General features: G+C 37.5%; 23 protein-coding genes and 1 pseudogene. 19 read left to right on the top strand and 5 right to left on the bottom strand.

Annotated elements, in window-relative coordinates:
• The first annotated feature begins 625 nt into the window (after window positions 1-625).
• On the top strand, window positions 626-2,686 hold the full coding sequence (locus tag S3O_RS0102795; RefSeq protein ID WP_156792702.1) for a hypothetical protein: 2,061 nt from the start codon (window positions 626-628) through the stop codon (window positions 2,684-2,686).
• 29 nt (window positions 2,687-2,715) lie between these two features.
• Window positions 2,716-2,886: a hypothetical protein gene (locus tag S3O_RS17065; RefSeq protein ID WP_156792703.1), complete on the top strand. Its 171-nt coding sequence runs from the start codon at window positions 2,716-2,718 to the stop codon at window positions 2,884-2,886.
• A gap of 110 nt (window positions 2,887-2,996) precedes the next feature.
• Here the strand turns inward: S3O_RS17065 and dut are convergent.
• Window positions 2,997-3,495 (bottom strand): annotated as a pseudogene (gene dut / locus S3O_RS13450) (dUTP diphosphatase).
• 269 nt (window positions 3,496-3,764) lie between these two features.
• Here dut and S3O_RS20035 point away from each other — a divergent pair.
• The 13 genes from S3O_RS20035 (at window position 3,765) to S3O_RS20305 (ending at window position 12,728) form a co-directional block, all read left to right on the top strand.
• On the top strand, window positions 3,765-4,055 hold the full coding sequence (locus tag S3O_RS20035) for a glycine zipper 2TM domain-containing protein (protein ID WP_010597546.1): 291 nt from the start codon (window positions 3,765-3,767) through the stop codon (window positions 4,053-4,055).
• Window positions 4,056-4,269: 214 nt separating this feature from the next.
• Window positions 4,270-5,532: a chromosome segregation SMC family protein gene (locus S3O_RS18600; protein WP_010597547.1), complete on the top strand. Its 1,263-nt coding sequence runs from the start codon at window positions 4,270-4,272 to the stop codon at window positions 5,530-5,532.
• A gap of 31 nt (window positions 5,533-5,563) precedes the next feature.
• Window positions 5,564-7,747, top strand: coding sequence for a coiled-coil domain-containing protein (locus S3O_RS10925; protein ID WP_235776186.1), 2,184 nt, complete (start codon window positions 5,564-5,566; stop codon window positions 7,745-7,747).
• Window positions 7,748-7,823: 76 nt separating this feature from the next.
• On the top strand, window positions 7,824-7,955 hold the full coding sequence (locus S3O_RS17070) for a DUF1201 domain-containing protein (RefSeq protein WP_156792704.1): 132 nt from the start codon (window positions 7,824-7,826) through the stop codon (window positions 7,953-7,955).
• Window positions 7,956-8,049: 94 nt separating this feature from the next.
• Window positions 8,050-8,274 (top strand): cell division protein ZipA C-terminal FtsZ-binding domain-containing protein, encoded by a 225-nt coding sequence (locus S3O_RS19430; RefSeq protein WP_010597549.1) that lies wholly within the window; start codon window positions 8,050-8,052, stop codon window positions 8,272-8,274.
• Window positions 8,275-8,293: 19 nt separating this feature from the next.
• Window positions 8,294-8,551, top strand: coding sequence for a cell division protein ZipA C-terminal FtsZ-binding domain-containing protein (locus S3O_RS19435; RefSeq protein ID WP_268869435.1), 258 nt, complete (start codon window positions 8,294-8,296; stop codon window positions 8,549-8,551).
• On the top strand, window positions 8,544-9,650 hold the full coding sequence (gene ligA, locus S3O_RS20290) for an NAD-dependent DNA ligase LigA (RefSeq protein WP_010597551.1): 1,107 nt from the start codon (window positions 8,544-8,546) through the stop codon (window positions 9,648-9,650). The genes S3O_RS19435 and ligA overlap by 8 nt, the downstream gene beginning before the upstream one ends.
• A 28-nt stretch (window positions 9,651-9,678) precedes the next feature.
• Window positions 9,679-9,780: a hypothetical protein gene (locus tag S3O_RS20295; RefSeq protein WP_408005656.1), complete on the top strand. Its 102-nt coding sequence runs from the start codon at window positions 9,679-9,681 to the stop codon at window positions 9,778-9,780.
• A complete protein-coding gene (locus tag S3O_RS20300; RefSeq protein ID WP_408005635.1) occupies window positions 9,737-10,489 on the top strand; it encodes a helix-hairpin-helix domain-containing protein in 753 nt (250 codons plus the stop codon). The genes S3O_RS20295 and S3O_RS20300 overlap by 44 nt, the downstream gene beginning before the upstream one ends.
• A 222-nt stretch (window positions 10,490-10,711) precedes the next feature.
• Window positions 10,712-11,383: a response regulator gene (locus S3O_RS0102845; RefSeq protein ID WP_010597553.1), complete on the top strand. Its 672-nt coding sequence runs from the start codon at window positions 10,712-10,714 to the stop codon at window positions 11,381-11,383.
• An 11-nt stretch (window positions 11,384-11,394) separates the two neighbouring features.
• Window positions 11,395-12,048, top strand: coding sequence for a sensor histidine kinase N-terminal domain-containing protein (locus S3O_RS15160; RefSeq protein ID WP_010597554.1), 654 nt, complete (start codon window positions 11,395-11,397; stop codon window positions 12,046-12,048).
• Between the two features lie 149 nt (window positions 12,049-12,197).
• Window positions 12,198-12,479, top strand: coding sequence for a hypothetical protein (locus S3O_RS15165; RefSeq protein ID WP_010597555.1), 282 nt, complete (start codon window positions 12,198-12,200; stop codon window positions 12,477-12,479).
• Window positions 12,480-12,497: 18 nt separating this feature from the next.
• Entirely contained in the window at window positions 12,498-12,728 is a 231-nt protein-coding gene (locus S3O_RS20305; RefSeq protein ID WP_408005657.1) for a sensor histidine kinase, read from the top strand.
• A gap of 412 nt (window positions 12,729-13,140) precedes the next feature.
• On the opposite strand, the gene S3O_RS17075 is transcribed toward S3O_RS20305, so the two are convergent.
• From S3O_RS17075 to S3O_RS0102870, 4 genes are all read right to left on the bottom strand, one after another.
• Window positions 13,141-13,287, bottom strand: coding sequence for a hypothetical protein (locus S3O_RS17075; RefSeq protein WP_156792705.1), 147 nt, complete (start codon window positions 13,285-13,287; stop codon window positions 13,141-13,143).
• Between the two features lie 304 nt (window positions 13,288-13,591).
• The gene (locus S3O_RS0102860) at window positions 13,592-14,011 is read right to left on the bottom strand and encodes a hypothetical protein (RefSeq protein WP_010597556.1); all 420 of its coding nucleotides are present in this window, start codon (window positions 14,009-14,011) and stop codon (window positions 13,592-13,594) included.
• Window positions 14,012-14,031: 20 nt separating this feature from the next.
• On the bottom strand, window positions 14,032-14,403 hold the full coding sequence (locus tag S3O_RS0102865; RefSeq protein WP_010597557.1) for a hypothetical protein: 372 nt from the start codon (window positions 14,401-14,403) through the stop codon (window positions 14,032-14,034).
• A 74-nt stretch (window positions 14,404-14,477) separates the two neighbouring features.
• On the bottom strand, window positions 14,478-15,203 hold the full coding sequence (locus S3O_RS0102870) for a hypothetical protein (RefSeq protein ID WP_010597558.1): 726 nt from the start codon (window positions 15,201-15,203) through the stop codon (window positions 14,478-14,480).
• 460 nt (window positions 15,204-15,663) lie between these two features.
• Here S3O_RS0102870 and S3O_RS17080 point away from each other — a divergent pair, with 460 nt between their 5' ends.
• From S3O_RS17080 to S3O_RS0102885, 4 genes are all read left to right on the top strand, one after another.
• Window positions 15,664-15,873, top strand: coding sequence for a hypothetical protein (locus S3O_RS17080; protein ID WP_156792706.1), 210 nt, complete (start codon window positions 15,664-15,666; stop codon window positions 15,871-15,873).
• Between the two features lie 803 nt (window positions 15,874-16,676).
• Window positions 16,677-17,633 carry a hypothetical protein gene (locus tag S3O_RS0102875; RefSeq protein WP_010597559.1) on the top strand — a complete coding sequence of 319 codons (957 nt, stop codon included), beginning with the start codon at window positions 16,677-16,679 and terminating at the stop codon, window positions 17,631-17,633.
• Window positions 17,614-18,081, top strand: a complete 468-nt coding sequence (locus S3O_RS0102880) for a hypothetical protein (protein WP_010597560.1) — start codon at window positions 17,614-17,616, stop codon at window positions 18,079-18,081. The genes S3O_RS0102875 and S3O_RS0102880 overlap by 20 nt, the downstream gene beginning before the upstream one ends.
• A gap of 422 nt (window positions 18,082-18,503) precedes the next feature.
• On the top strand, window positions 18,504-21,530 hold the full coding sequence (locus S3O_RS0102885) for a pentapeptide repeat-containing protein (protein WP_192805860.1): 3,027 nt from the start codon (window positions 18,504-18,506) through the stop codon (window positions 21,528-21,530).
• Window positions 21,531-21,553: the final 23 nt, after the last annotated feature.

Here is a 21,553-nt window from a genome sequence, read left to right on the forward strand (position 1 = left end):
AAAAAAAATTATACATTTTGTTTTTAATCCTTGAGGCAGATAAAAAAATAAAAAGAAAGTTAAATTTTTTTATATTTAACGATGGATTCAATAAGCGGACAAATACTCACTGCTCCTGCTTCTCATTGTTAATGTAGCTGTCCCTCTTTTTAAAGTACTCATAATCTATTTACTTAGTTTATCGCTAAAAAATCTAGAAAAGCTCATAAACATTTTTATTGTTTTTATAAAAATGCCACACATTAATATATATTTCAAATATTAGCTATAAAAGATAAATAAAAATAGTACAATTCTTGTCAGTTTAATGTATGTAACGATTTGCTTACGCATTATTAATTTATTATTTAAGCTACTTTACAGTGATTTATGAAACATTTCATCTATGTCGACGAAGCGTGCGCGCATTGGGATAATTTTTTTTAGAAAAAGAAGAGAAGATTCTTAAAATTGAGCCTTTTACGAATCTAGCTAAGGAAAAAATAGAAGCACTTTTTCAAAGTTATCAAACACAATTAAATACACATATTATTTTTGCTCAAGACGCTAACGGTTATATGCAAAAATATTAAAACAACGTTTACAGAGCATGCAACAGTATGTCGATGTTTTAAAAAATTATTTTTTGAACACTAATCTAATCCATTCTGAGGAAAAAAAAGAGCACGCATTCAATGTATTGGTCCAGCAGGCACTGACTGAATTATATCAAAGTCCATTAGAAAAAAGTGTTTATAGTAAGTTAGCTCAGCTCCTTTGTCTTTGTATCGATCCTAATCAATATCCAAGAACGAGCATAAGATTAAAAAAAGAAATTGAAGCTGTTTTATCCGATCCTCATCTACAAACTAAACAAGCTTTGGAACAATTCGCGCAGATTATTTCTATGATAGATCAACAAATGAAGCGGGTAGAACATTTCGTTGAACCGACTTTCAAAAATAAATTATCTTTTATTTGGCGAGAACTGGCTACTGCTGAAGTTGAATACCAGTTGCTTCAGCGTAACATTAGCATACTTGAACAAATCTATGAGGGGTTTGTTCAACAAGAAAACGAGCTACAAGAAAAAATGGTCGGGATTCAACATTTTAAACACCCTTTTCTTTCTCTAATTGGTGAAGCACAACGACGCTTAGCAATTACTCGTTGGAATAATATGATCAGCCAAGTAGAGAATATTTTTCTAGCGTTGAATTTAAAAGAAAATACAGGATCCTTAGATTACCAACACTGGCCAAACCCGACAAAATATCTCTTGATTTCTGCAATCATACCGATTTTAAGTAATTATCGGGAGAGTTTTAACCGCATTGAAAGCCTTATTGAATTAAGCCCCAAGGAAAAACCTCGCTCTTTATTACAAGAATCGATAAATCAGCGCCTGAAAGAAAGTCTCTCAGAAATAGAAAGTACGGTTCGTGTTTTACAATCACTTGTGCCCTTTATTAAACAGACCCGACCTCAAAATCAACAGATTGAGTTATTAATTAAAAAGTTTGAGTTATGGATAGAGAAAAAACAACTTGTTACCAGTCGTTACTCACATTTACCCCCAGCAAAACAACCATTTGATCAAAATACTTTTAATCTTGAAGTATTTTTATTCAAAAATGATTTTTTTGACCCAGAAATTCTTGCTTTAGAAAAAGAAATCTTGAATCGACAAAAACCTTTATTAGAAGTCAAATATCGATTGATTCGTTATCAAGAACAGATGCATAAACATATTGCGTTTGTAGAGGATCCCAACTTAGTCAGTGGCTGCTTATTAAAAACGATTTTAATACAACGCCTTAATAAAGTGGAAGTATATGTTAAATTACTTGAGGCCCTAACTTGCGAACAATCGAGTGATCCCATACGCTCTCTTAGTGATCAAGCATGGAATGAAATTCAGTCTATTCTCGCCAGGGATGTACAGACTAAAACACCCTCTGCCTTAGAAGAAGGAAAATTTGTCCTGATAAAAATTAGAAAAATTGACAAGTGGGGACTTGATATCAAAGAAGGCTTATCTGCTTTACAGGCTGTAAAAGCATTAAGTTTAAGCCAAGGGATTGATTGTGTAGCCATCGCACAATTTATCGACGTTTTCGAGAAAATCATGGTCGATGCGAAACCATTTGAGTTAAAAACACTCTCGGCGATGGATAAGCATGCCGTACAAAAGAAATATCTTCAGCTTCATATTCAACAAAAACAATTATTTGATCTCTGCCAGACGATTGACCCTTCTAACCAAAATGAAAACGACCCAATAAAACACAGAAGCGAACAACTTTTTGGTCAAACCCTCGCTCTATCTTTCAATGAATTGCGCAAACAGGCTCATGAAAAGGAAAACGAATTAAGATCACAATTTATCATCGATTTTTCAAAAATCTTGTTAGACCAAGCACTCAATGCCAAAACCTTAAGGACAACACCATTTCTATCAAAACTAGAGGAAAAGACACAAATAGTCAGGAGCTCTTCAGGGCCGGATCATTATTTGCACCTGTGCATCCTCATCGAGCAACTAGCTCATTTAAAACCGATTGTACACAACGAACTATTTAAAACACTCGACATCGCTTTAAACAATTTATGCGTCGCTTATACGGATGATCCGTTGTATTCCAATCACTTTTTCATTCAGGCGAACACGTCACCTAAAAAATTCAGCAACAAAAGATACGAATAAACGAACTCCTTGCCAAGTTAGCACCCAATATGGCAAATGATCGCTACTTTGTTGCTCCTCACCAAACCATTCAGCAGTTAAGCCGCGGACTGTTTAACGCTACCCTTGCTTCTAAAAAACGAAAACAGGCCGAAAAAGAGGTTCAATCTCCGTCTAAAGAAGTGCTTTTTAATACTAAAAAGCTAAAGCTAAATTATTAATCCACATATTTTTCAGAGATCCCACGGAAAAAAGTAAACGCTGCGGACACGCTCTAAAATAACGTTTTAGGCGTGTCTATCGCGATTAAACTAGCGGACATATTGAAATATCATTCATTTTCCGCTAGTTCAATGCCCTGCCCGACTTTTTTTTCACGGAAACCGGAATGGCCAAAACCACCATCTCCACGTTGGGTCTGCGTAAACTCCGCAACAACTTTGAACTGAGGATGCATCACCGGCACAAAAATTAATTGCGCCAAGCGATCACCCGGTTCAATCATAAAGGGATGAGCCCCTCGGTTCCAACAAGAGATCAAAATTTGGCCTTGATAGTCGGAGTCGATCAAGCCCACTAAATTACCGAGCACAATGCCATGTTTATGGCCCAGCCCAGGAACGCGGTAAAAGCAATCCTGCCCAATCCGTGCGTTCAATATAAACAGCCAAACCCGTAGGAATAAGCTCAGCCTGTCCGGGCAATAATTGAATACTTTCCTGCGTACAGGCTCGTAAATCAAGCCCTGCCGAACCCAGTGTTGCCGGCTCAGGCATCGGGAACAAGGTACCGATGCGTGCATCTAAAATCTTCAGTTGTACTGTTTGCATACAGATTTCCTTTTAATAAAAAATTGAGTTCATTTTAAGTACAGGTTGTTTGTTTTTTGATCATTTTTTCTATTTTTGACATGAGACCCACCTCAGTGATTCGGCGATTAAAACAAAGAAGCGTGCAAAGTACTAGAAAAAACCTCTAATCTGCATAAAAAATGCACAATTTTAGCCTATCTGGTAATTAAGTAACACGCTACCTATACTTTATTTATAAAGAAAATGAATAAAAATACCGCAAAACTTTTCCTTCATGGAGACGTATCATGAAAAAATTTAATTCTTTGCTTTTAATCAGCACGGTATTAATGGGGTTAACCGCATGTGATTCAATGTCACCGGATACACAACGTGTCGCCGGTGGTTTAGGGGGCGCTGCCGTCGGTGGCATACTCGGCAACACTATCGGTGGTGGATCAGGTCGTACCGTCGCGACGATTGCCGGAGCGGGACTCGGTGCCGTCGCAGGCAGTCAATTGGCTGGCCGTAATGCTAATAATAATAATGTACAACGCTATCATCGTGCGAACGATGGCCGCGTCTATCGTGTCCGCTAATCCCACTTTCTTTTTCTATTATTTTCGCTATCATCTAGCTTATTTTCCGCACGGATTGGTTATGCAAAAGCTTGTTATCTCCGACTCCTCGACCCCTTTGAGTGGCCTGTTTAACGTTTTTTACAACCCCTGCTTCATGGAACCCCTAAGCAAGCCGAGTTGCTTATTCTAAGCAAGCGTCTATAGTTTTACATTCATCCTTTTAGAGTTGTGTATGCGTCTTGATAGTATTCGATTGATTGGGTTTAAATCGTTTGTTGATCCAACCACTTTAGCGTTCCCTAGTAATCTAACCGCCGTCGTAGGTCCCAATGGTTGTGGGAAGTCGAATATTATTGATGCCATTCGTTGGGTAATGGGTGAGAGCTCTGCGAAACAATTACGCGGTCAATCCTTAGATGACGTCATTTTCAACGGATGCAGTACACGTAAATCACTCGGTCAAGCGGCGATTGAACTTAATTTTGATAATTCAGATGCGAGCCTCGGCGGACAATATAGTAGCTATGCACAACTCTCGATTCGTCGTGAAATCACCCGTGATGGTCAATCTACTTACTTTCTTAATGGCACACGTTGTCGAAGACGTGATATCCGTGACATCTTTTTAGGGACCGGCCTTGGCCCGAGAAGCTATGCTATTATTGAACAAGGAATGATTTCACGACTCATTGAAGCGAAACCAGATGAATTACGCGCCTATATCGAAGAGGCGGCTGGAATTTCTAAATATAAAGAACGTCGTCGGGAAACCGAAAATCGTCTGACACACACTGAAGAAAACCTCAATCGCCTCAATGATGTGCGCGAGGAATTAGAGAAACAAGGACGCCACTTACAACGCCAAGCCAAAGCGGCGGAAGATTACAAGCGCTACAAACAAGAAGAACGTCAGTGCAAAGCCCAATTACATGCCTTACGCTATCGCGATTTACATAAACAAATCGCCGTTGACACCGCAGCGATCGTCGACATCCAAGCTCATCTCGATACATTACAACAAGAACAGGCGGCTCTCACGCAAGCCCGCAATGAATCGCTGGCCCAACAGGAGCAATCTCGAGCCGCCTATGAGGGTTTACAAAATCGTTATTATGCGCTGGGTACAGAATTAAGCCGCTTAGAAGAAAAGGTCCAACACCAAAGGAACGCTTTTTACAACAACAAATCGCTGAAAATCAAACGTTACAAACCCAGTTACAAGCGTCTCTTGCGCAACTCAAAAACGAATCTGACACTCTTGAAGCCGAACAAAAGTACTCCAAGCAAAAGTCGAAGCCTGCACTCTTGCGTTAAATACGTGGCAAGCGGGATGGGATACCTTTCAAGAGAAATTTGCACACAGTTCCCAACAAGTGCATGTTGCGCAAACGCAAGTACAACATTATCAGCAGCAGCAACAGCGCCTGGCACAACAGCTTGCACGCCTGACTCAAGAACAAACCACACAAGAAACCTTAATTGCGCAAGAAAGTGATGTGGCCTCTTTGGAGGCAGAGCTGCAAACCATGCACCATCATCAGCAACAAGCCGAAGCCGTACAAACCCAATTACGTCAACAGATTAATGAACAGCATGCTTTAGCACAACAACTTACCCAGGAATTGGATACCCAAAAAAGTCAGTTGCAAACCACGCAAGGCCAACTTGCTTCTAGGATAGCGCTCCAAGAAGAAGCCTTAGGCAAACACAATAAAACGTTAAATCAATGGCTTAAACAACACGAATTACTTGATAATCCACGCCTTGCGCAACAAATTCAAGTCGAAACCGGCTGGGAACGTGCCGTTGAAGTGGCTTTAGGTTCGCAATTGCAAGCGATTTGCTTTAATAATCCGAATGCGTTGTGGTCTTTTCTCCAACAAGAACGGCCTCAACAAGCCTTATGGTTAATGGCTCCTCGCCCACAAGTCTCCAGCACCGTCAAAACTGCACATCAGGCTGAACGGGTTCCTTTAACCGATAAACTCACCGCGCCTTGGTCCATTGATTCATTATTGACCGGTATTTACGTAGTCAATCGTTTAGAGGAAGCATATCAACAACTTGATACCTTAGCGGATCATGAATCGATCTTAACCCAAGACGGAGTGCAGATCGGAAAATATTGGATTCGTTTCAGTGATACGTCTACTCAAAAAAGCGGTCTATTACAACGTGAACGTGAAATTCAGGCTCTCCAAAAAACGGAGCAATCTCTACGCCAAGCGATTGAAACACAACAAGCCCGCCTCACTGAAATACGAGCGCATAGCCAACAACTCGAAGAACAGTACTCCTTTCAGCAGAAGCAACTCAATGAAGGGATCACCCGACAAGCTGAACTAAAAACGCGTTATCAGGTCAAAACCGTACGCTTAACCCAGGCTCAACAACGTTTACGCACGATTACTCAAGAATGTACCGAACATCAGCAACAGCAAGCAAAGCTTGCCGTACAACAACAATTGGTGGAACAAACTCAGCAAACAGCCCAGGCCGAATTAGCACAATTGGAAGTACAACGACAAGGCTTACTTGAAGATAAAACACGCGTACAAACCGAATATCAGCAAGCCACCCAAGCGTTGAATACCTGCGCACAACAAAAACACCAACTTGAATTACGTGATCAATCTACGCAACACCAATCGAAAACTGCGCAAGAAACAGCAGAACGACTGAAACAACAACAAGAACAAACCGAAAAGCGACGCCAAACAGTGGAAACCTCCCTCCAAGCCAATCAAGACCCCTTACACGCCTTGGAACAACAACTCACTTTACAACGAGCTGAGCGTGAAGAACTGGATACACAATTAGCGGCGAGCCAAGCCCATCGCCAAACGATCGAACAACAATTAAAAGATCAAGAAAAACGGCTTGAGCACTGTGTCCAACAACATCAGAAGCAACAGGAAATATTGCAACAAAAACGTTTAACTTGCCAAGAATGGCAAGTCCGTGCGCAAACGCAGACTGAGCAATTGCGCGAACAAGAGCAAGATCTCGACTCGCTATTACAGGCCTTGCCCGAGGAAGCGGAAATCAATCATTACGAGGCACAATTGGAGATCCTCACTCGACGGATTGAAAAATTAGGTGCGGTGAATTTAGCGGCACTCGAAGAACACCAAACGCTTTTAGAGCGTAAAAGTTATTTAGATACCCAACTTCAAGACTTAAATGAAGCCCTAGAAATACTCCGTACGGCCATTCAGAAAATGGATAAAGAAACACGTCACTGTTTTAAAGAAACCTTTGATCACATCAATGAAAATTTTAAAGCGCTATTCCCGCGTTTATTTTCTGGAGGAGAAGCTTATCTTGAGCTTCAAGAAGCTGACCTATTAAATAGTGGTGTCTGTGTGATGGCTCGCCCTCCGGGTAAACGCAATAGTAGTATTCATTTGCTCTCAGGGGGTGAAAAAGCATTAACGGCCACGGCATTGGTTTTTTCGTTTTTCCAACTCAATCCTGCTCCTTTTTGCATCCTCGATGAAGTCGATGCCCCGTTAGACGATAGTAATGTGTTACGCTTTTGTCACCTCGTTAAAGAAATGTCAAAAGAAGTCCAATTCATTTTCATCAGCCATAATAAAGTGGCGATTGAAATGGCCCAACACTTAGCGGGGGTCACGATGCACGAACCGGGTGTTTCGCGTCTGGTTGCAGTCGATGTTGAAAAAGCCATAGCGATTGCACAAGCTTAAGTTTACAATAGGGCGAATTCTCCCCTTTTATCAGTTTTTATGAGCTAAATTTGATTAACGTTGAGACTTTTTTACGATGGATATCGATTATTTACTGATTATTTTACCGATTATTGTCTGTCTTGGTCTTTTTGGACTGATCTTATTTATTTGGCAATATCGTGGTGACCACACAAAAAAAACCGCGAAAAAGCCGCCGCCAGCGTAAAGGTTGAACCACTTACCGAAAGTTTACCGGAAAAAACTGAGGAACTTGATCGTCGCGAACCGATACTCAATACGCTCGAAACCGAGAAATATCGATGGAGCCGGAAGTCCCCCTGCTGACAGATTTAAATGAACATACTACCGAATCCACGCGACAAACCATTGAAAACCAGAAAGAGTTGACCAATGAAACGTTGTTTGTCTTTCATTTACTGGCTCATCCGGATAGACCGTATACAGGCTATGAATTATTACAGTCGATCAGCAGTGCCGGCTTTCACTACGGGGCCATGAATATTTTTTCACTATCATGTCGATAACGATAAAGAGAAACCTCGTCTGTTTAGCCTCGCTCAGTCGGTCGAACCCGGTACTTTTGATTTAGACCATGTTGCAGAAATGCAGTGTCCCGGCCTCTGTTTATTTATGTCGGTCAATACTGCTGAGCAACACACTGCTGAGCGCTTTGAACAACTTCTCGATACGGCACAAACGCTTTTACAAGAGTTAGGTGGCACACTTTGTGATCAACAACGTCGCCCTTTCACTTCCCAACAACTGGAAACGTATCGTTCTCAATTTGCAAGTTATGCCTAATTCCGTACCGGCCTCGATAAAACGCCGTTTGACGCAACTTAAACAAGAAATTTCGGCACACCGAGATCGCTATTATCTCCTAGATGATCCGATTCTCAGCGATACGGAATTTGATCAACTTTTTGCCGAACTCTTACGTTTGGAAAACCAATACCCACAACTGGTCACCGCGGACTCTCCTTCACAGCGCGTCGGCGCGACCCCGTTAAGTCAATTTCAATTGTTGACGCATGTATCGCCAATGCTTTCTTTAGACAATGCGTTTACTAAAGAAGAGGTCCTGGCCTTTAATCGGCGTATTCAAGAGCGCCTAAAAAGCCAAGAAACCATTGAATACGCTTGTGAGCCAAAGTTAGATGGCGTTGCGGTGAATTTAAGTTATGTCCAAGGAACACTGCAACGCGCCGCCACTCGAGGAGATGGCCAAGTGGGTGAAGATATCACTCTAAATATTCGGACTATTCAACAGATTCCGTTACAACTCCACGGGAAAAATATCCCGAAATATCTTGAAGTTCGTGGCGAAGTCTATCTCCCGAAAAAAGCCTTCCAACGATTGAACCGACGTCTCAGTGCAGCGGGTGAAAAGCCTTTTGTCAATCCGCGGAATGCCGCGGCCGGAAGTTTACGTCAACTCGACCCCAAAATTACGGCGCAGCGCCCCCTCGCTTTTTTTGCACATAGTCTCGGCGCCATAAAAGAAGAAAATTTGCCACCGCAACATACTTTAATTTTGCAGCAATTTGCGAAGTGGGGGCTCCCTGTCTGCCCCCAAACTCAAGTCGCACACACGATTGAAGCGTGCTTACACTATTACCAAGCCTTAGCGCAAGAACGTCCCAACCTACCTTATGAAATCGATGGAGTAGTGTATAAAGTTAACTCTCTGGCACAACAACAGCGCTTAGGTTTTATCTCGCGTGCGCCGCGCTGGGCAATTGCCCATAAGTTTCCTGCCGAAGAAGCAACGACTCGATTGTTGGCGATTCACTTCCAAGTGGGACGAACGGGTGCACTCACCCCTGTTGCACGCTTAGAACCCGTTTTGTGGGGGGGGTTACCGTCAGTAATTCCGCCGTGCGGGGGATGTCATTCCTGAGCTGGTCCGTATCATTCCTGAAAAACGTATTCCGGGATCACCACCCTTAAAATTACCTAAGCATTGCCCCGTTTGTGGTGCACATATTGTCAAACCCGAAGGCGAATCGGTTGCACGCCGCCCAACTTAAAGAAGCGGTTAAACATTTTTGTTCCCGTAAGGCAATGAATATTCAAGGCTTAGGCGACAAACTGGTTGAACAATTCGTCGAACAAGCCCATATACGTGACGTGGCCGATCTCTATACGCTTCAAGTCAAGGACCTCATTTCATTAGACCGCTTTGGTGAAAAATCGGCGCAAAAAATCATCGCTGCGATCGAAGCCAGTAAAAAAACAACCCTCGCCCGCTTTCTTTATGCGTTGGGAATTCGTGATGTAGGGTTAACCACGGCTCAACAATTAGCTACGCATTTTCAGGACTTAGCACCGTTAATGGCGGCTGATGAGGCTTACCTACAAACGCTTAATGAAGTCGGCCCAATTGTCGCTCGCCATATTTATCAGTTTTTTGCTCAAAAAAATCATCAAAAAATGATCTACCGGCTTTTAGATCTTGGTGTCCATTGGACAAAACCAAAGAAAGCCGCCGCACAAGCACCGGGGCCTTTACGAGGTCAAACCTTTGTCCTGACCGGCACACTTACCGCACTTACGCGAGACACTGCGACGGCCTTATTAGAAGAACAAGGCGCAACGGTTACCGCAACACTCTCTAAAAAAACCGATTATTTAGTTGTCGGACAAAATCCAGGGTCCAAACTGGTTAAGGCGCAAAAACAAGGCACGCCGTGTTTAAATGAAAAACAATTCTTAATGTTATTAAAAAAGGTCTCTTGAGCCAAAAAATCACTTTTTCGCTTCCGATCCATCAATGCTCAATATTTAGTATTAATAGAATAAAATTTGATCAAGTTTGGCGATTAATGTTATACTTTTGGGCAAACCAAATCAGTCAACTCTACGTGGATTATAAACCCTGTTTTGATCAGCGTTTTATATTAAAAGCTCCCTAAACCATTTTTTGGGGGTCCTGTGTAATAATAATAATGAGTCCATATCATGCGTATTCTTTTAGTAGAAGATGATGAATCATTAGGCGAAGGCATTTGCAAAGGCCTAAAACATTATGGCTATACGGTTGATTGGCTCACTGAGGGTAAAACGGCGCTGAGTTTTATCAAGCTTGAATCCTTTGACGTCATTTTACTTGATCTCAATTTACCGGGATTACCCGGGCTAACCGTGCTCAATGAAATGCGTGCGGCGGGCGTTTTAATACCTGTCTTAATTTTAACTGCGCGCCATACCGTCGAAGATAAAATCAAAGGGTTAGATAGCGGCGCAGATGACTATCTGGCGAAACCATTTGACTTAGCTGAACTCTCAGCACGAATCCGTGCATTACAACGTCGTTTTTCCAGTAATCGTGCAGTTTCTGTTTTAACTTATCGAGATATTGAACTTGATTCGAGCGCCTTTACTGTCACTGTGCAAGGCCGACTGGTTAATTTATCACGGCGTGAATTTAGTTTGCTACAAAAACTACTTGAAAATCCAGGCCATGTGATTTCTCGTGACTCACTCAACCAATGTCTTTATGGTTGGGATGATGAAATCGATAGTAATACTTTAGAAGTGCATGTTCATAATCTACGCAAGAAATTAGCCGGTACGAATTTTATTCGAACTATTCGTGGCGTCGGATATATGGCTGAAAAAGAAACGTTGTAAGGCGATTGTCTGTGTATACTATTTTATCCATTCGACGTTTTTTATTATTTAACTTACTGACTACCGTGATCGCCACGGTTATTTTTACAGCGATTGGCAATTATTATTTAGATAAAAAAACTTTTCAGACGGTTTTTGACGACTCGCTAATTGAAACCGCGCTACTTATTAAAAAACTGGCTAAAGCTTGTGATCGTTCTAATCAATTACCCAGCCGACGCCTACAATCAATATTTAATACGTCTAAAGTCGATCGAACCTATTTTGATATTGGTTCAGAAGCAAGTAATAAAGCACTTGAGAGAAAAGAAAGTCGTTATGAGTTTCAATTATGGAACGGCAACGGACAACTTTTACTGCATTCTCACAATGCGCCAATGACCCCTTTCATTGGCAAAGCCGGTTTTAGTAATCGGGAAATTAATGGGAAGCTGTGGCGTATTTTTACTTTATATGATTTAAAACAAGGAACTATTTTAGCGGTTGTTGAACCTTATATGACACGCAATCTGATAACTCGTTATATGGTGATCGATGATCTGTATTTAACCCTGCTAATTTACCCACTCTCAGGCTTATTCATTTGGATGATCATCGGTAGTGGACTAAAAAGTATTCGTTTTTTTGCGAATGAAGTCGCTAACCGTGCCGCACACAATCTTTGACCCGGTTGACCTAAATAAGGTTCCTGTTTGAAATTGGTCCGTTAGTCGATGAACTCAATAAACTTTTTTTACGTTTACAACAAGCCTTTGAACGAGAACAACGCTTTGCCGCCGATGCAGCGCATGAACTCCATACCCCCTTAGCAGCTTTGAAAACACAAACACAAATCGCGTTGCTCAATACAACCAATCCGCAACTTTGTTCTGAACACCCTACAGAAAGTCATTTACTGGTTGTAGATCGGTCGTTCGCCGAACACTTTACACACGTGAATTTAGAACAAATTAGTGCTGAGGTGATTGCCGATTTAGTACCTCAAGCCCTCGCTAAACAGATTGATATTGAATTAATCGCTAAAGAGAAAGATTATACCCTAGAAGGCAATACCACCGGACTTCATGTATTAATTCGCAATCTCGTCGAAGGTTAATTTTGGACAGTCAAGCTGATTTTACGCGTCATCGATACTGGGCCAGGAATCCCTCCTGTTTTAGCCGCTCGTGTTTTTGAACGTTTTTTCCGCGTATTAGGCAATACGGCACAAGGTAGTGGTTTAGGTCTTGCGATTGTTGAGCAAATTACTAAACTGCACCAAGGGGCTATTTATCTAAATCAGCCTAAAAATAAAAAAGGGCTTGAAGTCGAAGTTCATCTTCCTAAAAAAAGAATACTCATGTGAACCCATTCGTCTATTTTTATAAAAAAACTCAATCAATTCACTAAGTTAGTGCGTTGATTGATATTGATTGTCTACTCTCCAATTTTTGCTCTGCACGCCTTAATTTTTCTGTTCTGTCAAATTCCTCAAAAAAAGAAGCAAGGCGTCACCTTCGATATCAACCCTCGGATATGCTATTTCAAAACAATTTCCTTCAAACATAAAAAAACATGATAAATTAATATTTACATTGGATTCATTTTCATCGATCAAGCTGTCTAAAGAAACAATGCAATTTGCCTGGCTTCAATAGCTCCAAAAGACAAAGGTAAGCCATATAAAAATTTTTCATAATTGGTTTATTCCCAACATATTTTACAATGACTAAAGTATTTTCAAGCTGATGAGTACCTGCTTCTAAAACACTGTTTAGCTAATATTCCTTTACGCCAATGTCAGGAGATATTTTCAGTAAGGCTGCGGTCACTTTTTTGATGAGAAGAAACGCTTTCCGTTGCTTTTCTTTGATAACCCTTTCTTTAAAAGATTCATTTTTTCTTGCAGAAAATGCTAAATTCACTTGTCCTTTGTTTAGTTCCCTCTGTTTCTTTTCATTACTACTCCATCACGATAAAGCTTTAGATAATATCTAGGTTTCGACTGGTTATACCACAGATCCATAAAATCTCCACGATACAGAGATAGAAAAAATAATTTTTATCGTATTTAGTAAGTATTATTTAAACTATAAAGGTAAATTACAAGTCTACTCTAATGGGGTTAGTGTTAACTTTTCACTAAATCGAAAAAAATAAAAATTAGAATAGAAATAAAGACTCGCTGAATGCACATAAAATCAGCGAGCCCAGGAGATCGTGAGTATTTTATTTACGTACTGTGAAAAGAGATGCTGGATTAACGTTTGACTGCGTTGTACTTTCTTGCAAAGAAACTTCAGCAACTTTAGAAACTTCATCTTTTAGCTGAGCTATTTGCTTTTTAAGGCAAGCATTTTCTTGAATAAGATGCTTGTGTTTATCAGAAACTTTAGAAACTTCATCTTTTAGCTGAGCTACTTGCTTTTTAAAGCAAACATTTTCTTGGATAAGAAGCCTGTGTTTATTAGCAAGCTCTAGAACTACAGCCACCAGATCGTTATTAACATCTGAAGATAAAGTTTCGCCAAATGGTAAACCAGCAATCTCGGCTAAATAATGATGACTCTCTTTTAAACCCGCTTTTTGTGTCAAAATAAATAAATCTTTAACCAAACACCAATATTCAGTTTTATCACTACCATTCAACTGATTTAAACGAAATAAAGTTAACTCAAACAGAAGAATACACGTTTTTTTTGCTCAGTACTTTGCAAATGAACCTTGTTGACGCAATCCTTACGAAATTTTTCTATAATTTCGAGCATATTTTCCTGAGCTTCGCCTCGTAAAGTGTTGACAGCATGATCGTGCAAACTCATAAGTAACGCAGTATAATCTACCTTCACTTCTGGATTCAAATTAACTAAAAGTCTTAGTTCTGTATTTAGCTTATCCCACATTTGATGATTAGTATAATAAGTTAATTGATGCAATCTTTCCTCTAAACATGGGGACCCTTCGATTTCTTTTAGTGCAAGTAATACTCGTATATAATTTTCCTTGTTATAAATGTAATAATGACTTCGTTCAGCTCCCACCGTGGGTATATAGGAAGATAATTCTTTTATGCCGTATTTTTTCTCTAAAATATCTATGATATTAGGGTGATATCCTAAATCGATTTCATAATTATATTCACTATTAATAATAAAATTACGGTTATTTTTTCTTTAACAAAGTTTCTTATTCCAGCTGGAAGAATAAATTCTTGTTCTTTAGTTTTCATATCTAATAAATTATTATTAAAACTAAGGTTTTCTAGTGTGGCAACTATTTTATCACGAGTAAAGCTTATCTCCTTTTCTTCTCCATTTTCTTCATAAATTAAATTAATTTTTGGAAAATTATTAATATCAGTCAATACTTGTTTTTTCAAAAACTTTATTTTTCCACTTTCTTGGATAATAAAACTCCACACATCCTTATAGTCTAAGCAAAGATATTGTAATAATCTTTTACGGATTAAATTTTCGATTCGGACAATAGTTAAATCAGCACCATGATGTTTTTTTGCGTAGATATCCCAATAGCAATAAAAATTTAGTTTATCTGGATCCTTTAATATTATATCAATAATACTGAATATTTTTTTAATATTTTCTTCTATTAGTGAATAAGGAACAATTAAATGAACACAAAACTTACCCGAATTCAAATCGGGATTGATTTCATAAACGCTAATACCTGAAAACTCGCCTGTAGTACAAATTTGTAAATCATCAAGAAATTTTCTAATACTTACCTCATAAGGAGGTCTTAAATAAATAGATAAGTTGTCCTCGGCTCGAGATTGATCATCAAATTGACATTTTTCAGGAACAAATTGATAACCTAACATACGAAGAAAAGCATGTTCAAAAATATCTGTAGCAAGAGTAATACCAGGATATTTTTCATTCAGAAAAATTTTAATTGTTTAATTAAAGTTTCATAATTAGATGACATAGTATAATACCTTATTAAAGTTGATATATTATAGGTGAATTTCATTAAAAATTAATTAAAAATAAAACCTTCGATGAAATAAAGAGAACCTTAGGAAAGCAATGCGCAGTCGAACAAAAAGAAAAGCCATTTCCACAAGATTCAAAAAATAAAAAGGATCTTCAAAAGATTATCGGGCTGATATAGTGAATTATAAAGTTATTTATCGTGTCGATTTAAAAAAAGATGTTTTAATTATTTCTCTTATCGAAAAACGTAATGATAACAAAGTGTATAAAACGAAGAAAAAATTAATAAGGACTCTCTCAGTACACTAACGTTTAGAGATATTTAACAAAGCAACTACTCAGAAGTTGATTCTGACCGCGTCTCTTGGCTTAGCTCAGTCTAAGCAGTTGAATCAATTATTAAGTGATCAATCACTTAACAAGTTTACTACTTCCAGGCATGTTAACATTTTGGATAATCGTGGCAAAACGTATAGGCAACCTGAAACTACACTATTTCTAACGAAGCGAATCATTAAAGAGCAGGGATTAGCCACCGTGTTTTATGAGCGCTGAAGCGCTCACCTTACTACGACACATAAAAGTATAAAAGCTTGATTAGATCCCTAAAGCCCCGACCCCTACTCAAATTTTGACTCATGCGTGACATACAGTCACTTTAGAGCCTGGGAGTTTTGGAGAACCGTTCAGTTTTTTAACTAAAATAGATCAATAAATCAAAGCTAGGGCTGAAAAATATAAATATATGATTGTTTTCTTTAAAAAGAGGATAATTTTATGGAGCGATGTTTTGATCGAATAAAAAAACGTTCGCTGTCTTGTCACTAAATAAGATCAAACTACCATAATATTTATGGACGCACTGATTTTAATTGGTATTTTAACTGAGTTAAAACTTTAGGAATAAGACTTAGGCAAAGTTGGTAGCAAGGGAAATACTATTTAATCTAGCCGCGTCTTGCACTTTGAGAAAATAATCAACACTTATTAATCAAAACAACCCGTTACAGATTCATCGAACTCTTAGCGGAAACTCGCTAAATTATAATGACATGAGAATTTTTTTAAAAAAAGATATTAATACCCTAACAATAAAAATACTATAGTATCCTTTAACTATGTACTTTTATGAAAAAAAACATACTACTAATAGTCACTTTGATTAATTTTACTATATCTTGAGATTGTAAATTCAATCGTTTTCAACAAAAATTAGACTATACAAAATAAAAAGAAATTATTATCTTAAACTAATAATTTTTCATAAACACTAAATATTTAAAAAAAAATAATTTATCGGTAACGCTTAGTAATTTTTTAAAATCTAAATACACATTTCATAAAATCACCTCTCACTTATGCCAAAAGACCCTACTTTATCAGAACTTTTTTTTTCCTCTTCTTATTATATCAATGATGATAAAAGGGTTGACCTACAAAAAACAATAGATTTATTAATAAAAAAGCGTCTGTATCCATATTTGGATCCTGATATCGAACCAAGCTATGGAAACAATTTAGCTTTAATTAAAGATCAAGAAAAATTACAAACTGAACTTCGTATTATTATAGGAAAAATAAAACAATGGGGAGAAATACATCACTTACCTGATACCGCAACTTTAATAGATTTTCATGAAAAATTATCTATACCGAATGATAGTATCGTGATCATGTATGGTCCTGGAAAAAAACATCTAGAAACCGTAGCAACATTCCTAGAAGAACCAGCAATTAAATTAGAACAGCGTAAAGTCATTTATATTAATTTATTAGCGGATAAAGAGTTAACAAAATGTATTGCCGGATGTTATTCACGTATTTCTAGTGCCGCCGAACAATTAATAGAAAGTTTTGAAGGACCGCATCAAGTTCGTCGCTGGATACAATCTTATATCAATACAGAAGCACGCAAAGTGGCCACACAACGTCCTTTTCCAATGCCTGCTTCGTATCAAAAGTTGATATGTAAAGCTTCAGATAATTGTTCTGAAACACAAAATATGTTACATGCAAACAATTATTTGTTGACTCAGGCTAAAGAAAAAGGGTTTCCGATTACCTTAGCGCGGGACACAGGCGCTTTGGCCTTAAATGGAAGAATGAGTGCCAATGATAAACATATTATTGTCAACGCCTATTTAAAACATTTAGAAAAAACTATATCAGCTGAAAGTTTAATTAATTCATTGAGTGAAAAGTTTTATGAAGATATCCAGTCTATATTGGGTCGAGATATCAATTTTTCAGACCAAATAGATCTGATCAAAAATAAACTTAATTTATTAGGAGATGATGATTTTTTCTATTTATGAAATTTTAAATGAAAATTCTCAGTTAAAAAGTGTTAATGATCTAAAAATAACGATAACAGAACGATTAGTAAATAGTGGAATATTGAAAAATTCCCAAATGCAGATCATACAAAGCTCAGTAGATAATAAACGCTTAGAGTGTCATTTATTTCCAGGTATAACACTCAGCTGGATCCGCATCAATGAGGAACGCAAACCCTTGCTTTTATTTATAAAAGAACATGGATTAGCCCCTTTTATGCATTGGAAAACCGATGAACTTGATGAAAATAGAGATTGGATTTTACATGATTTTTTAATAAAAAACCCAGAAAATTTATTACATGTTGTCAATCAATTCTCTAAAGATAGGAATAAGTTTTTTTTAGAATGGCCACAAAGCGATATCAATTATAAAAGAAAATGCTTCACCCAATCAGTTTCTGTCATTATTAAAAATGATTCCTGATGAAAATATAGAAAAAAATTTTTTTCAATCTTTTAATAGCGCATTCAATTCGAAATCTACTAAGAGAAGGTATTTATCAATCCGGAATTGATACGCAATTTCCTGGCCTATCTCTTCGTTTTCAAGCTGCCGATTATGATGCAAATGCAAAAAAATTAAGCTTAAACATAACTCAAGAATTACTGAAGCGTATATTAAAAAACAAATTTATAAATTTTGAAAACTTTATTTTTTATAAAGTTGATTATATCGATTATCTTAAAGATATTTATTTTTTAAATGTTAATTTAAGAGACGCACAGTTTTTTCAGCCAATCATTAATTGTAGATTTGATTCCTCAGATCTACGCGGCACACAATTTAAAAACCATTTATCTATGATTTCATTTCAAAATACTGATTTGAGAACTGTATCATTTCAGTTGTTAAATACGCAAATTTCAGAAATCGATTTCTATGATGCTAAATTATCTACTTTTATCTTTGCGCAGCTTAGAGATTTAGCGATCACTAATTTTTCTGGCGCGGATCTATCTCAAGTCAACTTTCAAGATACTCTGGTTAAATCCAACTTACGATATTTAAATTTTCATGAAGCCAAGTTAGAATCAGTTAATTTAAATGAACTCAATTTAGAAGGAACATGGTTTACTAAATCTAATTTGAATAAAGCAACATTAATAAATAGCCAGTTTAATCTTGACAACAAGTTTGATCACGAAACTAAGTTAGAAAATAGTGAATTTACTTTATCAACTATACGTTATTTACACCAAAAATTAGGTGTTCATTACTTCAAAGGCTGCAGAATATCAGTAGATTGGGGAATTGAAAATGCACCCGATAATATCTATTTTGAAGAAGTCAGCTTTAATGGGGCTAAGTTTACTGGAAAGATACTAAGAGGAACTTTTATCAATTCGGATCTTACAGATACTCAGTTTCATGGTACTCCTGAGACTTCTCAAAACCACTATTCTACTTTTCATTTACGACTCAATCTTAAGGATTCTCGATTCGACGGGGCCTCCTTTAATTATGTTTCTTTTATAAGAGGAAGCAAATTTTCTGATTCGTCATTGAAGGATATTGTTTTCAATAATGTAGAAATGGATCCTGATCTATTATTTAAATTTTATGAGCAAGGGCATCGTAATTTTTTAGGTGTCACCGAGTTACGAGGGAATTTAGTCAATAAATTATTTCCTTTACCAACATTAGATGCCATTCTCAATAAAAAAATTTTCTTACACCTCTATCAACAAGGATTACGAGATTTTAGAGGCAGTAATTTAAATAGCTTTTATTTAGGGGAATTACTCGAAGAAAAAAATATAGCTGAAATTAATTTAAAATTAGATGGTGCCCACTATAAACCTTTTTCATTACCCTGCCTCAGTCGTTCGCAGCGATCGACTCAAGATATGTCTACAACAGTAAGCCCTGGTTGTACAGCACATATTTTATTTCAAAGTCAGTCAAAAAAAAATTTACCATTAACCTCAATAGAAAAAATTAATCAGCACTTTACATTACCCCAAAAACCACACCTAGTGAAAACACTTACACTCCGCACAAAACCAATTTTTACTTTGGAATATGTGAATGAATTAATTATTCATTGGGACTATCAACCTCAAGATATTGATTTTAGTAAATTACTAAAGTTTATAAATAATGCCTTGCCTTCCACTACCCGTTCTACCTTAAAACTACAATCTTATATTTATCAACCTGAAGTCAATTCGCATGTATTAAAAGAATTTATTCAAAGTTTTGAGTACCTAGGAATAAAACAGGTCAGTATCGAATACCTTGACGGACATAAACGACTTTCTATCATACAACTGGAAGGTAGCGTTTTGGTTACATCGACAGTTGAAAAAAATGTACCCACTACGCTATACGCAAAAATACACGCGCAATATAGAACGGTCACATCAATCGGCACGATTCCGAAGAGTTTACCAGTGCCCAGTTTAGCGCCGAAAGAAAAAAATTCACGAGAACGTCTACAGCGTATGATGTTACGAGTTAAAACAAACTTAAAAAGCACCCTGCGTACCGCAGGTCGCCAAGGTGCGCTTTATACTATTGCTGCCGCTATCATGCAGATATTACATCAATGGTACATTAATAGAGCGCCAGAAGCTAAAGTCATTGATGCGAAGACCAAGGCGGATTTAAAAATATTAGCCCGAGATATCGCACGTGAAATCGGTCAACAACGGTCAGCAAATGAACGTCAAATAGAGCTTGCCGAAAGAGTAACTTGCCAATGTATTGATCGTGGAGAATGTTCCAGTGAAGAAAAGGTTATTAACGATGTGGTGGATTCTTTATACCAAATGCGTCCCGATCTCGTGGTTGGAAATGAAGTTTTATTTAATAAAATAAAAGATTTTTTAATTACCATTGGCTCTTTTTTATCAACCCAATTTGATAAGATTGGGCAATTTTTTGACAAGAATGAATATAAAAAACAAAAAAGAGCGATTATTAATTGGGATGAATCACCTTTTTTAATGGAGTTTATCAAAGCTATTGAAGGTGGCTTTGATGTGCTGGGCCTCGATTTGCAACAAGAGGATGTCTTTTCTTCGGAAGATCTGGTTAGCTTTTTAGTTAGTCTTTGGCAAGCATTAGAAAAACAAGGGATCACAAAAAATTCAACAACAGAGTTTATCTTAGAGAGATTAGAAAATAAAACGTTTATTGAGCAATATTTACAACTACCTAGCCAAAAATCTATTTTTACGGAATTGCAATCACTTTCTTCACGCCCAAAACGTGCTGTTTATTCATCTGAATCCAACTCATCTAACTTGAATGAGAAAATATTGGAAAAAAGCGAGGCTTACCTAGCTAAGTATGATCGACAAACATTAAAAAACGACGTTAAGATCTCTCGAATAAAACCTAAAATAAATCTACTATTTCAAATCCATCCAAACCTAAATCACTCAAAATTTTATCTCTCCATTAGAAAAAAAGATCGTTCTCAAAAAAATAAAGTCGCTTTATCTTTTCTCCAAAAAGAAACTAAAAAACCAAAAACGTTTACTCCATGCAACCATTTATCAAATAAACAAAAAAGAGATATTCCTACAAATCATTTTTTCAAACCCAGTCCATCTATTAACAAAACGGTGTTGTTATCGCATACAAAAGAAACGATACTCTCACAGCCAAGTATCACAGCGACAACAAAATTAATAGGTAGAAAAAACGCTTACTCTTATAATAAAACTACTAGCGCAGACATTTCGCGCGTAACGACTAAAAGCGATGTCATTGGCACACTTTTTTTACTGGATACCGCTGTGCGCTATTGGACAAGAAATCCACATTGCCCAACCAATCAAACATTTCAATCTTTTGATAAACAGGCAGAAAGACAAATTCAACGATTGATGGAGAGAAAACCATTTAACCGCCCTCACCCTTAAAAAACTCTAGCGCAATGGAGCAC

The sequence above is a fragment of the Rickettsiella massiliensis 20B genome (assembly GCF_000257395.1).
GTDB classification, from domain to species: Bacteria; Pseudomonadota; Gammaproteobacteria; order Diplorickettsiales; family Diplorickettsiaceae; genus Diplorickettsia; species Diplorickettsia massiliensis.